Here is a 12,403-nt window from a genome sequence, read left to right on the forward strand (position 1 = left end):
CGCCGAAAACTAAGCCGCGACGCGGACCTCGGGTCCGACATAGACCGATTGCGGCCGGATCAGCCGTCCGCCCGCCAGCTGCTCGCGAGCATGGGCCAGCCAGCCGGCGACGCGACCCATAGCGAAGACGCAGGTGAAACTGGAGGGCGGCAGCCCCAGGGCCTCGAGCAGCAAGGCGGTGTAGAACTCGACATTGGTGTCGAGCGGCCGGTCGGGCTTGTGCTCGCGCAGAATGTCAAGCGCGGCGCGCTCCACAGCCTCCGCGAAGGCGAGCCGACCTGGCAGGCTGCCAGAGGCGCTGGACAACCGGCGAACGGCGGCCTTCAAGGCGTCAGCGCGGGGATCACGGACGCGGTAGATGCGGTGGCCGAAGCCCATCAGCCGGTCGCCGCGCGCTAGGGCCCGCTCCAGCCAGGGCCGGGCGTTTTCCGGGGTTCCAATCGCGTCCAGCATGTCGATCACCGGCCCCGGCGCGCCGCCGTGCAACGGACCCTTCAGCGCCGACAGACCGGCTAGCACCGCCGAGGTAAGACCTGCGCGGGTCGAGGCCACCACCCGCGCGGCGAAGGTCGAGGCGTTGAGGCCGTGATCGCAGACCGTCACCAGATACGCGTCTAGCGCGGCGGCTTCGGCGTCGGTCGCCGGGACGCCTCGGATCATCCGCAGGATGTCGGCGGCGTGCGACAAGGCCGGGTCGGGGGCGATCGGCGCATCCCCGTTGGCGACCCTCAGAACGGCCGGCGTGAAGACCGCAGGCGCGGCGATCAGCCTCAAGGCCGTCTTCAGGTCGTCGCCGTCCGGTATGCGGGCCAACAGGGCGCGCAGGGCCTCGACCGGATCGCGCCGCGCCAGATCCTCGTCCAGGGCGGCCACCTCGGCGAACACGCCGACGCGCGCCTCGCCCAGCGCCGACGAAAGATCGCTGGGCGCGTCGTCGAAGAAGCCGTCGAGCAACAGGTGAGCAGCCTCCTCGAAGCGCGTTCGGCCCGCGAGATCCTCGACGGCGTAGCCGCGGATCACCAGGCGCCCGTGCGCGCCATCGACATCGGAAAGAACGGTTTGGGCGGCGATCACGCCCTCAAGACCATCGGACATAAGCGGTCTCCTTTCGCGGTGAAGGAACGCCTCATCACCTTGATCGTCAATCTTGATCAATATAATCAATCTATATGAGCGAGTGGCTGGACGCGGAGCAGGTCTTGGAGCAGCTGGGGATCCGGCCGCAGACCCTCTACGCCTATGTCAGCCGGGGCCGGATCGAGGCGGCGGCGCACCCCAGCGACCCGCGACGCAGCCTCTATCGCGCCTCGGACGTGGCGGCCCTGGCGCGCAGGAAGGCCCGCGGGCGACGGATGGCGGACGTCGCCGCCGAGGCGATCGCCTGGGGGGAGCCGGTCTTGCCGTCGGCGATCACGACCGTGAGCGGCGGCAAGCTGTGGTATCGCGGCGAGGACGCGGCGGTCCTGGCCGACCGGGGCCTGACACTGGAGAATGTCGCGCGCCTGCTGCGCGGCGGGCATGGCGTCGCGCTGAAGGCGTCGCGGCGCCCGCCACCGCCGTCGGGCGACATCGTCCGGTCGCGCCTGTTCCTGACCCTGGCCGAACGCGCCGGACGCGAGCCGCCAGCCCGAGGCCGCGCGCCGCTGGCCCTGGCGATGGAGGCCGCGGACCTTCTGGACGCCATTGTCGACGCCGCCACCGGCCATGCCGGCGATGGGCCCGCGCACCAGCGCTTCGCCCAAGCCTGGAGCCTGACCCCTGATGGCGCCGACCTGATCCGGCGGGCGCTGGTGCTCCTCGCTGATCACGAACTGAACGCCTCGACCTTCGCCGCGCGGGTGGCCGCCTCGACCGGCGCGTCGCTGTCGGCCGCCTGCCTGGCGGGCCTGTCCGCTCTGTCGGGACCGCTGCATGGCGGCATGGCCGCGCGCGTGGAAGCCTTCGCCGACGAAGCCGATCGAAGGGACGCCGTTCGCGCCGTCTCGGCGCGCCTGGAGCGGGGATCCAGCCTGCCGGGCTTCGACCACCCGCTCTATCCGGACGGCGATCCGCGCGCCGCGGCCCTTCTCGCGCGCTTCGAGCCGCCGAAGCCTCTGGCGGCGCTGTGGCGAGCGACGCAGACAGCGACCGGTCACCCGCCCAATATCGATTTCGCTCTGGTCGCCCTGGCGCGCGCACTCGCCCTGCCGCCGGACGCGCCGTTCATTCTCTTCGCCACCGCGCGCAGCGCGGGGTGGACCGCCCACGCCATCGAACAGCTGCAGACCGGAAGACTTATCAGACCGCGCGCCCGCTACGTGGGAACCGCCCCGACGGCGGCCCCCTACTCGCCCTCTTCGTCCTCGTAGCCGACGAGGCGAAGCGCTCGCGCGGGAATGCCTTCCAGCTGGCACCAGCGCTCCAGGGCCTCCTCGCGGCCATGGGTGATCCAGACTTCGCCGGGCCGCAGCTCGTCTAGCGTGCCGGTCAGCTCGTCCCAGTCGGCGTGATCCGACAGGATCAGCGGCAGCTCGACACCGCGCTGCCGCGCCCGCGCGCGCACCCGCATCCACCCCGAGGCGAAACAGTCGACCGGATCGGGGAAGCGCCGCGACCAGCGGTCGGCGATGGCGCTGGGCGGCGCGATGACGATCTGGCCGGCGAAGGCGTCCTTGGGCCCGGCGGCCGTCGCCGGCGCCAGCGGTCCCAGATCCACCCCATGCGCCTCATAGAGCGCGTTCAGGCGCTCGAGCGCGCCATGGACGTAGATCGTCTTGTCCCAGCCGGCTTCGCGCAGCAAGCAGATGACGCGCTGGGCCTTGCCCAGGGCGTAGGCCCCGACGAGGTGGCAGCGCTCCGGAAACTGGGCGACCGACGACAGCAGGCTGCTGATTTCTCCGGCGTCGTCCGGATGGCGGAAGACCGGCAGGCCAAAGGTCGCCTCGGTGATGAACACATCGCAGGGCACGGGCTCGAAACGCGCGCAGGTCGGATCGCGGCGGCGCTTGTAGTCGCCGGAGACGACCATCGTCAGGCCCTTCCAGCGCACCACGGCCTGGGCCGAGCCCAGCACATGGCCTGCGGGAACGAGCGTCACCGAAACACCGTCATGCGTGAAGCTTTCGCCGTAGGGGACAGCCTCCCGGCGACCGGCGAAGTCCTCGCCGTAGCGGACCGCCATGATCGCCAGCGTCTCGGGCGTGGCGGCGACCACGCCGTGACCGGCCCGCGCGTGATCAGCATGGCCGTGGGTGATCACGGCCCGGTCCACGGGGCGGACAGGGTCGATATAGAAGTCTCCCGGCGGGCAATAGAGGCCGGCGGGCCGGGGACAGAGGAGGTCTTCGGGCTTGATCACGGCAGAGCAGGATAACGCCTTTGAGCCCTCCGGGTTGAGCCAAAACCGCCCCAACCCAATAAAAGGGCTCTAAATCATAGGGTTAGAGCGTGACGGGAGCCGAAACCGGTTCCCACTTTCGGCGTCACGCTCTAGGCGCTAAGCCTATCCGCATGAGCGATCACGAACAGACAAAACTCATCGCCACGGCGATGAACGAGGGGAGCCCCCAGGCCAAGGCCCTGGGCTTCACCACCCTGGAGATCGGCGATGCGGTGGCCGTGCTGAAGGTCCCGTATCGGCCGGAGATCGTCGGCGATCCCGAGACCGGCGTCATCGCCGGCGGCGTCGTCACCACCCTACTGGACCACGCCAGCGGCCAGGCGGTCCATGCCGCGATGGCCACCTGGACCTCGATCGCGACGCTGGACCTGCGCATCGACTACATGCGCGCCGCCGAGCCGGGGCTCGACGTGATGGCCCGCGCTCATTGCTACAAGCTGACCCGCTCGGTGGCTTTTGTCCGCGCCGTCGCCTACGACCGCGATCCCGAGGACCCTGTCGCCACGGGCCAGGCGACGTTCATGCTCGACTCCAGCGCGGGGAAGAAGGCCGGCGCCAATCTGAAGCCCTCGCGCCAACAGCACGCCAAGACCGGAGGGGTCGACCAATGAGCGACGCCGACACCCGCCTCGTCGCCATGCTGGACTCCATCCCCTATGCGCGCTTCCTCGGCGTGAAGGCGGAGCTGGCGGGGGATGAGATGACGGCGGTCCTGCCGTTCGCCCAGCACATCGTCGGAAACCCGATGTTGCCCGCGATCCACGGCGGCGTCCTGGGCGCCTTCATGGAGATGACGGCTCTGGCCCAGCTCTCCGTCGCCGCGCCGATGAAGCGCCAGCCCCGCACGATCGACGTCTCGATCGAGTACCTGCGCTCGGGCCGCCCCCTGACCACCTACGCCCGCGCCAGCATCAAGAAGCTGGGCCGACGCATCGCCAATGTGCACGTGGAAGCCTGGCAGGAGACACGATCCGCCCCGATCGCAACGTTGCGTGGACTCTTCCTGGTGGCCCCCAGCGAGGATTAAGCCGGAACGCCCCCCCGAAACGGTTTCGGAGGATAAAGTTTCTCTCGAAACCAGGTGGAACGATCACATTACACCCTCGTAACCTCGATTACGGGCGTCAACGTTTCTTAAATCGCCGTCATGAAGCAAGAGTAACGTGTAATAACCAAGGGGCGGGCCTATATCCCTCTCATCGGACGCCAACGGGGCGGCCGAAGACAAAAAAGGGATCAAGACCATGACCATGAAGACCAACGCTGTCGCCGGCTTCGCCTCGCTCGTTCTCGCGGTTCTGCCGCTCGTTGTTATCGCTGGTTCGCTCGCCTCGAGCTTCTAAGTGATCGCCGCGTACCTCTCGTCGGGCGCCGCTCCAACCGGAGCAGGCCCGACGGAGATGGCGATGAGACATCGCCCAAGCCTATAAAGAACAAAGACTTTTCGCCGTCCGATGCAGGATGGCGTGGCGCGCCGCCAGACGATCGATATCCGCGTCATAGCCGCCACCAATGACCCCGACCACAGGGGTGTCCGAGGAAAGACAAGCGCCCAGGACATAGGCCTCACGTCGCGCCAGACCCTCGTCGGTCAGCGCCAGGCGGCCCAGCTTGTCGTCCGCGTGCGGATCGACGCCCGCATTGAAGAACACGATGTCAGGCCTCACAGCCGACAGCAGGTCCGGCAGGATTTCGGTCAGCTTGGCGAGGTATGGCCCGTCATCCGTTCCATCGGGCAACTCGACATCAAGATCGCTCGCCGCCTTGCGATGCGGGAAATTCTTTTCCGCGTGCATCGAGAAGGTGAAGACGTTCGGATCGTCCTCAAAAATCCGCGCCGTGCCGTCGCCCTGGTGCACGTCGAGATCAACCACCAGCGCCTTGCGGATCGCGCCCTCCGCCAGCAGACGGCGCGCCGCGACCGCCACGTCATTGAAGACGCAGAAGCCGGCGCCTGACTCCGCCGCCGCGTGATGGCTGCCGCCCGCTGTGTTGCAGGCGACGCCGTGCTCCAGCGCCAGACGCGCCGCCAGCAGCGTGCCGCCCGTCGCCGCTCTCGCCCGCGCCGCAACGCTTTCGGTGTTGGGCATGCCGATCCGCCGCACGACGTCCGGCGGCAGCGTCAGCTCGATCACGCCCCGCACATAAGCTTCGTCATGGGCCAGCCTCAGCGTCTCGACATCGACGGGCTCGGGTCGAACAAAGCCGCCGGAGCCGGGCACGCCCTCGGACTCCAGAACCGTCGCCAGGCGCGAGAACTTGTCCATCGGAAAGCGATGGCCGGCGGGCATCTCGGCGCGGAAGGCGGGGTGATGAACGATCGGGGGTGGCGGTGACATGGCCTGACGATGGGGAGCGTGGCGGCGTGACGCAAGGAGACGGGTTGCGGCGCCGCAAAACGAGGCTTATCGCAGTGCGCCATGCAGACGATCGAGAACCTCGCCGACATCCTGGACCTCGAACCGATCGAGGTGAACCTTTTCCGGGGCGTGAGCCCCAATGACGGCTTCCCCCGCATCTTCGGCGGCCTTGTGATCGCCCAGGCGCTTCTGGCGGCGTACAAGACCGTGCCGGATCGCGTCTGCCACTCGCTGCACGCCTATTTCATCCGCCCCGGCGATGTGACCGCGCCCGTCCTCTACGAGGTGGAGCGCGCCCGTGACGGCGGCACCTTCACCACGCGCCGCGTGGCCGCCATCCAACACGGCGAGCAAATCTTCAACCTGGCGGCTTCGTTCCAGACGCCGGAAGACGGCTTCGAGCACCAGTCCGAAATGCCCGACTCGGTCGATCCGGAGTTCCTGCCGACCGAAGCCGACTTCCTGCGCAGCCTGGGCGACCAGATCCATCCGAAGATGGTGGCGATCGCCGAGCGTCCGCGTCCGGTCGACATCCGCTGGATCGACCCGCAAAACCCGATCGCGCCCGTCAAGAAGTCGGGCACCAAGCAGGTCTGGATGCGCGCCAAGGCGCCGTTGGGCGAAGACGTGAAAATGCAGCAGGCCGCTTTGGCCTACGCCTCCGACATGGCGTTCATGGAAAGCGCCCTGCGTCCGCACGGCCTGATCTGGACCACGCCCGGCATCCAGGCCGCCAGCCTGGACCACGCCATGTGGTTCCACCATCCGTTCAACTTCAACGACTGGACCCTCTTCTCGCAAGACAGCCCCAGCGCCTCGCAGGGTCGTGGCTTGGTGCGCGGCCAGATGTTCAGCCAGGACGGCAAGCTGTTGGCCTCGGTGGCGCAGGAATGCCTGATGCGGGTGCGGAAGTAGGCGCTAGGCCAGCTCCACCTTCGCGACGCCCGCCGCCGTCAGGCCGCGCAAAAGGGATGCGGCCTGCATCCCGACCGTGATCTCACCTGTCAGAGCCATCCGGACGGCCTCGGCCAGCGGAACCCAGACGCTCTCGATCCGCTCGCTGGGCTCGTCCTGAGGCTCGGCGACCTTCACGACGTTACGGGCCAAGACGATGTAGGTGCGGTTTGTGTGGGTTCCGGCGTTGGGGCGCGTCTCGCCGACAAGACTCAAAGCCCCCGTGCAACCGGCTTCCTCAAGCAGTTCGCGGCGGGCCGCTTCCACTGGATCGGTCTCGCCCGGGTCCATTCCACCCGCCACCAGTTCGGTAGAAATATCGCCAAGAGCATGGCGATATTGCCTGACCAACAGCACGTTGTTCTCGCCGTCCAGCGCGACGACCTCGACCCAGTCGGGATACTCCAGCACATAATAGGGCGCGATCACCGCGCCCTCGTCGGTGACGCAGTCGTCGGCGCGGACGCTGATCCAGCGGTCCTTGTGGATGTGGCGAGAGGCGGTGACCCGCCATTTTCCGTCCGACATCACGCGCGCTCCTCTGGGACAATCAGTCCCGGTCGCCCAACTCGTCGTCTTCGACCGGCCCCTCGGCCTCGCCGACCAGTGCCGGCGGATCGGCCAGGATTAGACCTTCGCTGATCTTCACCTCCGGCACAGCCGCCCGCGTGAACGGCAGGTACCAGGTCGGGCCGCCCAGGTCTGGGGTAATCTCGAGAATGTCACCGGCGCCAAAGTTCTGGACGCTCTTCACGCGACCCAGCAGGGCGTTCGTCTGGATATGGCGGACCGCGAGGCCGACCAGGTCGGTCAGATAGAACTCGTCCTCGTCGGGCTCGGGCAAAGCCGAGCGAGGGACGTAAAGCCGAAGGCCGCGCAGGGCGTCGGCCGCCTCTTTCGTTTCAATCCCAGGACAGCGGCAGACGACGCCGTCCTTGGTCTTGCGCGCTGAGGCGATGGTCAGGGCCGGCGAGCCGTCCTGGCGCTTCAGCGTCTTGAAGCCCGCGATGCTCATCGGGTCTTCGGTATAGGTCGTAATCCGCACCTCGCCGCGCACGCCGAAGCCACCGGCCACGCGGCCGACCAGGATCAGCGGATCGTCGGGAGACACAGCCATCGTCTGGACAGAGTCGCGCCGCCGACCCGTGAGGATCGACGGCGCTGGAACCCTTAGCCTTCGGTGGTTTCTTCAGCAGCCGGAGCTTCGGCGGCCGGAGCCTCTTCAGCCGGAGCAGCGGCCGCAGCGGCGGCGGCTTCGGCGGCGGCGGCCTTCTCGGCTTCAGCGGCGGCCTTGGCGTCGGCTTCGGCTTGCTTGCGCTCTTCTTCACGCTGAGCGCGCTCGGCCAGACGCTCTTGCGCCTTCTTGCCCGGCTTGCCCTTTTCCGGGTTGTTGCCGTGCGTCCAGGCGACCAGGCCTTGGGCGGCCAGGAAGCGGGCGACGCGGTCGGTCGGCTGGGCGCCCTTCTTGAGCCACTCCTGGATCGATTCGACCTTCAGGGTGACGCGGTTGGCGTCGTCCTTCTTGAGGAGCGGGTTGTAGGTGCCGACCTTCTCGATGAAGCGGCCATCGCGCGGCGAGTGGCTGTCAGCGACGACGATCGAGTAGTACGGACGCTTCTTGGCGCCGCCACGGGCGAGACGGATCTTCAGCATATCGGTAGTCCTTAGGTCTAAAGTTCTATTTCTTGAACGGGTTGAAGCCGGGCAGGCCCAGGCCGGAGAGAGGGTTGGGCTTGGCGTCGCCGCCAGTCCCGAGGCCCGGCAGACCGGGCAGCCCCGGGAGGCCTTGGCCCCCCGCTGCATTGGGATCGGGCGCCGGCATCTTGCCGCCGCCCAGGTTCTTAAGACGCGCCATGTCGCCGCCGCCCATCATCTGGGCCATGCGGGCCAGGCCCTTGCCGCCGTCCTTGGACATGGCCTTGAACATGTCGGCCATCTGGCGGTGTTGCTTGAGCAGGCGATTGACCTCGGCCACGTCGACGCCGGCGCCGGCCGCGATGCGGCGCTTGCGCGAGGCTGCGAGAATGTCGGGCTTCTTGCGCTCTTCCTTGGTCATCGAGCTGATGATCGCCTGCTGGCGACGGAAGATGCTGTCGTCGACGCCGCTCTCGGCGATCTGTTTCTTGACCTTCTGGACGCCCGGCAGGAGGCCCATGATGCCTTCCATGCCGCCCATCTTCTGCATCTGCTTCAGCTGGGCCGCCAGGTCGTCGAGGTCGAACTTGCCCTTGGCCAGCTTCTTGGCCATGCGCTCGGCTTCGGCCTGGTCGAGATCGGCGGCAGCCTTCTCCACCAGGGCCACGACGTCGCCCTGACCGAGAATCCGGCCTGCGACGCGGCGGGCGTCGAACACGTCCAGCTGGTCGATCTTTTCGCCGGCGCCGAGGAACTTGATCGGCAGGCCGGTGACATGGCGCATCGACAGCGCCGCACCGCCCCGGCCGTCGCCGTCGGCGCGGGTCAGGATCAGGCCCGTGAGCGGCAGGCGCTCGTGGAACGCCTTGGCCGTGCGCACGGCGTCCTGACCGGTCAGGCTGTCGGCGACCAGGATGGTTTCCGAGGGGCTGGCGATGCGAGCGATCTCGGCCGCCTCGCTCATCATCGACTCGTCCAGCGTCGTGCGGCCGGCGGTGTCGAGGATCAGGACGTCATAGCCGCCCAGCTTGGCGGCGGTCAGGGCGCGCTTGGCGATGTCCGGAGCGCTCTGGCCCGCGACGATCGGCAGGCTCTCGACCTCGACCTGTTTGGCCAGGGTCGCCAGCTGCTCCATGGCCGCCGGGCGGCGGGTGTCGAGCGAAGCGACCAGAACCTTCTTGCGGTCGGTCTTCGACAGGCGAAGGGCCAGCTTGCCGGTGGTGGTGGTCTTACCCGAGCCTTGCAGACCGGCCATCAGGATGACCGAAGGCGGGTTGAGCGCCAGGTTCAGGCCGGTCGGCTGCTCGCCGCCCAGCATGTCCACCAGACCGTCATAGACGATCTTGACCACCTGGTCGGCCGGCTTGACCGAGCGGATGACGGCCTCGCCCGAGGCCAGCTCCTTGGCCTTGGAGATGAAGTCCTTGACGACCGGAAGAGCGACGTCGGCCTCGAGCAGGGCGACGCGAACCTCGCGCAGCGCCTCGTCGATGTCCTTTTCGGACAGCACGCCGCGACCGCCGAGGCGTTCAAAGACGCCGGAAAGTCGCTCTGTAAGGCCGTCGAACATGTCGAACCCTGTTGAATACCCTGGAACGTGACGCGTCACGTTCCGACTCTTTGTCTTGCTTCGGCCTGTTCGAAGAACAGACCGGGGTCCAAACGCGATCAGCCCCCGTGGACGATCACGTCGACGGGGGTCCTCGCCGTCCTCGTCCGGATGGGTCCTGCGCTAACAGGCCGGGGTCGTGACGGTGGAGGCGCTGCTGATAAAGCGCCGGAAGCCGGGGCTTATGGCTGAAAAAGGCTACGGAGTCAAAAGCAGCCCTCCATCCGACCTTCCCGGCGAATGCCGGGACCCAGATGAAAAGGAGCTGAGGTTGGGTCTAGAGGCTCTGGACCGTTCCGGTCATTCGCATCGCCATGAGATCTGGACCCCGGCATTCGCCGGGGAGATCGGACTTGGACCGGCTCAGGCCATGCCCAGATAGTCGCGCTTGCCGACCTCGACGCCGTTGTGGCGCAGGATCGCGTAGGCGGTCGTCAGGTGGAAGAAGAAGTTCGGCTGGGCCTGGCCCTGGAAATAGGCCAGCCCCTTGACCACGCTGGTCTCGCCGCGACGGGTCAGGGTGATGTCGCGATCCTCGGCGCCCTCGAAAGCGGCGGGGTCCAGGCCCTCGACATAGGCGATGGCCCGGTCGATGCGGGCGATCAGCTCGGCGAAGCTGGTTTCGACGTCGTCCCAGGCCGGAACCTCTTCACCGGCCAGGCGCGCGCAGCAGCCCTTGGCGAAGTCGGTGGCGATCTGCACCTGGCGGATCAGCGGGAACATGTCGGGATACAGGCGCGCCTTCAGCAGCGCGTCCGGATCCCAGCCCTTGGCCTCGACCTGGGCGGCCGCCTTGGTCAGCACGCCCTTCAGACCTTTCAGGCCCTGGAAGAAAACAGGGACGCTGGCCTGGTGGATCGAGATCGACATGAGAAGCTCCGCTTGAACGATGCGCCTAGATAGGGCGCGCGAGCGCGGAACGGGAGATGGCGGCGAGGGGTTTTACGCCTCGATATCCAATCACGAGGCAATCCCCATGAAAGTCAGCGACGCCATGACCAGCCAGGTCTCGACCGCGCGCCCCACCGACAGCATCCGCCAGGTCGCCCAAACGATGGCCAAGGTCGAAAGCGGGGTCGTTCCCGTGGTCGAGGACGGCAAGGTGGTGGGCGTGGTCACCGACCGCGACATCGTCCTGCGGGTGGTCGCCGAAGGCCGCAGCTTCGACAGCCCCGTCTCCGAGGCGATGTCGGACGGCGAGGTGCTGAGCGTGAAAGAGGACGACGTCCTGGCCGACGCCACCGCCAAGATGGCCAACCACCAGGTCCGGCGCCTCGTGGTGCTGAACGACGCCGGCGCGCTCACCGGCATTCTCTCGCTCGGCGACGTGGCCAAGGACTACGGCGCCAAGCAGGTCGGCAAGACCCTGGAGGAGATCTCGCAGGAGTCCGACGAGGCGCGCTAGACCAAGAAAAAAGGGCGGCCCCGCGAGGAGCCGCCCTTCGTCATTTCGCAGTCGAAGACCGCTTAGACCAGCGAGCTGTCGATGGCCTTGCAGGCTTCCATCAGGCCCTTCACCGACTCGACCGACTTGGCGAACATCGCCTTTTCGTCGTCGTTGGTTTCGAACTCGACGATTTTCTCGGCGCCGCCGGCGCCGATGACCACCGGCACGCCGACATAGAGGTCGTTCAGGCCGTATTGGCCGGTCAGGTAGGTAGCGCACGGCAGGACGCGCTTCTTGTCCTTCAGGTACGAGGTCGCCATGGCGATGGCGCTCTCGGCCGGCGCGTAGAAGGCCGAGCCGGTCTTCAGGAGGGCGACGATCTCGCCGCCGCCCTTGCGGGTGCGCTCGACGATGGCGTCCAGCTTGTCCTGGGTCAGCCAGCCTTGCTTGACCAGTTCCGGCAGCGGCAGGCCGCCGACGGTCGAGTGACGGACCATCGGCACCATGTCGTCGCCGTGACCGCCCAGGGTCCAGGCGTGGATGTCTTCGACGGACACGCCGGTGGCTTCGGCTAGGAAGTAGGCGAAGCGGGCCGAGTCGAGGACGCCGGCCATGCCGATGACCTTTTCCTTCGGCAGGCCCGAGAACTGCTGCAGAGCCCAGACCATCGCGTCGAGCGGGTTGGTGATGCAGATGACGAACGCGTTGGGGGCATGCTGCTTGATGCCTTCGCCGACGGCCTTCATGACCTTCAGGTTGATGCCCAAGAGGTCGTCGCGGCTCATGCCCGGCTTGCGCGGCACGCCGGCGGTCACGATGCAGACGTCGGCTCCGGCGATGTCGGCGTAGTCGTTGGCGCCCTTCAGGGCCACATCCTTGCCGAACACCGCCGAGGCTTCGGCGATGTCGAGGGCCTTACCCTGCGGGGTGCCTTCGGCGATGTCGAACAGGATCACGTCGCCCAGCTCTTCGCGAGCGGCGATGTGGGCCAGGGTGCCGCCGATCATGCCGGCGCCGATAAGGGCGATCTTCGCGCGAGCCATGGGGTCTCCATCAAGGCTGTGGACAGTCAAATCTCG

General features: G+C 67.5%; 15 protein-coding genes. 6 read left to right on the forward strand and 9 right to left on the reverse strand.

Translation table 11 applies throughout. From position 1 onward, the window contains the following. Positions 1 to 9: 9 nt before the first annotated feature. Positions 10 to 1,095, reverse strand: coding sequence for a citrate synthase/methylcitrate synthase (locus J2X45_RS09075; RefSeq protein WP_310213906.1), 1,086 nt, complete (start codon positions 1,093 to 1,095; stop codon positions 10 to 12). A 74-nt stretch (positions 1,096 to 1,169) separates the two neighbouring features. Between J2X45_RS09075 and J2X45_RS09080 the strand changes: the two genes are divergently transcribed. Beyond that, the gene (locus tag J2X45_RS09080; protein ID WP_310213907.1) at positions 1,170 to 2,348 is read left to right on the forward strand and encodes a citrate synthase family protein; all 1,179 of its coding nucleotides are present in this window, start codon (positions 1,170 to 1,172) and stop codon (positions 2,346 to 2,348) included. On the opposite strand, the gene J2X45_RS09085 is transcribed toward J2X45_RS09080, so the two are convergent. Beyond that, the gene (locus J2X45_RS09085) at positions 2,324 to 3,391 is read right to left on the reverse strand and encodes a ligase-associated DNA damage response exonuclease (RefSeq protein ID WP_310213908.1); all 1,068 of its coding nucleotides are present in this window, start codon (positions 3,389 to 3,391) and stop codon (positions 2,324 to 2,326) included. The genes J2X45_RS09080 and J2X45_RS09085 overlap by 25 nt on opposite strands. A 98-nt stretch (positions 3,392 to 3,489) precedes the next feature. On the opposite strand from J2X45_RS09085, the gene J2X45_RS09090 reads away from it, so the two are divergent. The 3 genes from J2X45_RS09090 to J2X45_RS09100 all read left to right on the forward strand — a co-directional run bounded on the left by J2X45_RS09090 (position 3,490) and on the right by J2X45_RS09100 (position 4,722). Further along, positions 3,490 to 3,990, forward strand: coding sequence for a PaaI family thioesterase (locus J2X45_RS09090; protein ID WP_310213909.1), 501 nt, complete (start codon positions 3,490 to 3,492; stop codon positions 3,988 to 3,990). Continuing rightward, positions 3,987 to 4,406, forward strand: coding sequence for a PaaI family thioesterase (locus J2X45_RS09095; RefSeq protein WP_310213910.1), 420 nt, complete (start codon positions 3,987 to 3,989; stop codon positions 4,404 to 4,406). Before J2X45_RS09090 ends, J2X45_RS09095 begins: the two co-directional genes overlap by 4 nt. A 217-nt stretch (positions 4,407 to 4,623) precedes the next feature. Further along, entirely contained in the window at positions 4,624 to 4,722 is a 99-nt protein-coding gene (locus J2X45_RS09100; RefSeq protein WP_310213912.1) for a hypothetical protein, read from the forward strand. Between the two features lie 81 nt (positions 4,723 to 4,803). Here J2X45_RS09100 and J2X45_RS09105 read toward each other — a convergent pair whose 3' ends face one another. After that, on the reverse strand, positions 4,804 to 5,718 hold the full coding sequence (locus J2X45_RS09105) for a histone deacetylase (RefSeq protein WP_310213914.1): 915 nt from the start codon (positions 5,716 to 5,718) through the stop codon (positions 4,804 to 4,806). 81 nt (positions 5,719 to 5,799) lie between these two features. Here J2X45_RS09105 and J2X45_RS09110 point away from each other — a divergent pair, with 81 nt between their 5' ends. Next, positions 5,800 to 6,654, forward strand: a complete 855-nt coding sequence (locus tag J2X45_RS09110; protein ID WP_310213916.1) for an acyl-CoA thioesterase II — start codon at positions 5,800 to 5,802, stop codon at positions 6,652 to 6,654. A 3-nt stretch (positions 6,655 to 6,657) separates the two neighbouring features. Here J2X45_RS09110 and J2X45_RS09115 read toward each other — a convergent pair whose 3' ends face one another. The 5 genes from J2X45_RS09115 to J2X45_RS09135 form a co-directional block, all read right to left on the reverse strand. Next, positions 6,658 to 7,221 (reverse strand): NUDIX hydrolase, encoded by a 564-nt coding sequence (locus J2X45_RS09115; protein ID WP_310213918.1) that lies wholly within the window; start codon positions 7,219 to 7,221, stop codon positions 6,658 to 6,660. A gap of 22 nt (positions 7,222 to 7,243) precedes the next feature. Then, entirely contained in the window at positions 7,244 to 7,810 is a 567-nt protein-coding gene (gene rimM / locus J2X45_RS09120; protein WP_310213921.1) for a ribosome maturation factor RimM, read from the reverse strand. Between the two features lie 53 nt (positions 7,811 to 7,863). Then, a complete protein-coding gene (rpsP, locus tag J2X45_RS09125) occupies positions 7,864 to 8,346 on the reverse strand; it encodes a 30S ribosomal protein S16 (protein ID WP_310213922.1) in 483 nt (160 codons plus the stop codon). A gap of 25 nt (positions 8,347 to 8,371) precedes the next feature. After that, a complete protein-coding gene (gene ffh, locus J2X45_RS09130) occupies positions 8,372 to 9,898 on the reverse strand; it encodes a signal recognition particle protein (protein ID WP_310214404.1) in 1,527 nt (508 codons plus the stop codon). Positions 9,899 to 10,300: 402 nt separating this feature from the next. Beyond that, on the reverse strand, positions 10,301 to 10,807 hold the full coding sequence (locus tag J2X45_RS09135; RefSeq protein WP_310213924.1) for a DUF1993 family protein: 507 nt from the start codon (positions 10,805 to 10,807) through the stop codon (positions 10,301 to 10,303). 106 nt (positions 10,808 to 10,913) lie between these two features. Here J2X45_RS09135 and J2X45_RS09140 point away from each other — a divergent pair, with 106 nt between their 5' ends. Beyond that, entirely contained in the window at positions 10,914 to 11,342 is a 429-nt protein-coding gene (locus J2X45_RS09140) for a CBS domain-containing protein (RefSeq protein ID WP_310213927.1), read from the forward strand. Between the two features lie 62 nt (positions 11,343 to 11,404). Here J2X45_RS09140 and mdh read toward each other — a convergent pair whose 3' ends face one another. Continuing rightward, positions 11,405 to 12,367, reverse strand: a complete 963-nt coding sequence (mdh, locus tag J2X45_RS09145) for a malate dehydrogenase (RefSeq protein ID WP_062098773.1) — start codon at positions 12,365 to 12,367, stop codon at positions 11,405 to 11,407. Positions 12,368 to 12,403 lie beyond the last annotated feature (36 nt).

It is taken from the genome of Caulobacter sp. BE264, assembly GCF_031457805.1.
Taxonomy (GTDB): Bacteria; Pseudomonadota; Alphaproteobacteria; order Caulobacterales; family Caulobacteraceae; genus Caulobacter.

Bases quoted from the DNA above. Each gene is read 5' to 3' on its own strand.
- J2X45_RS09105 (WP_310213914.1), bottom strand. From the start codon at position 5,718: ATGTCACCGCCACCCCCGATCGTTCATCACCCCGCCTTCCGCGCCGAG.
- J2X45_RS09095 (WP_310213910.1), top strand. From the start codon at position 3,987: ATGAGCGACGCCGACACCCGCCTCGTCGCCATGCTGGACTCCATCCCC.
- rpsP (WP_310213922.1), bottom strand. From the start codon at position 8,346: ATGCTGAAGATCCGTCTCGCCCGTGGCGGCGCCAAGAAGCGTCCGTAC.
- J2X45_RS09080 (WP_310213907.1), top strand. From the start codon at position 1,170: ATGAGCGAGTGGCTGGACGCGGAGCAGGTCTTGGAGCAGCTGGGGATC.
- J2X45_RS09115 (WP_310213918.1), bottom strand. From the start codon at position 7,221: ATGTCGGACGGAAAATGGCGGGTCACCGCCTCTCGCCACATCCACAAG.
- J2X45_RS09135 (WP_310213924.1), bottom strand. From the start codon at position 10,807: ATGTCGATCTCGATCCACCAGGCCAGCGTCCCTGTTTTCTTCCAGGGC.
- mdh (WP_062098773.1), bottom strand. From the start codon at position 12,367: ATGGCTCGCGCGAAGATCGCCCTTATCGGCGCCGGCATGATCGGCGGC.
- ffh (WP_310214404.1), bottom strand. From the start codon at position 9,898: ATGTTCGACGGCCTTACAGAGCGACTTTCCGGCGTCTTTGAACGCCTC.
- J2X45_RS09075 (WP_310213906.1), bottom strand. From the start codon at position 1,095: ATGTCCGATGGTCTTGAGGGCGTGATCGCCGCCCAAACCGTTCTTTCC.
- J2X45_RS09110 (WP_310213916.1), top strand. From the start codon at position 5,800: ATGCAGACGATCGAGAACCTCGCCGACATCCTGGACCTCGAACCGATC.
- J2X45_RS09140 (WP_310213927.1), top strand. From the start codon at position 10,914: ATGAAAGTCAGCGACGCCATGACCAGCCAGGTCTCGACCGCGCGCCCC.
- J2X45_RS09090 (WP_310213909.1), top strand. From the start codon at position 3,490: ATGAGCGATCACGAACAGACAAAACTCATCGCCACGGCGATGAACGAG.
- rimM (WP_310213921.1), bottom strand. From the start codon at position 7,810: ATGGCTGTGTCTCCCGACGATCCGCTGATCCTGGTCGGCCGCGTGGCC.
- J2X45_RS09100 (WP_310213912.1), top strand. From the start codon at position 4,624: ATGACCATGAAGACCAACGCTGTCGCCGGCTTCGCCTCGCTCGTTCTC.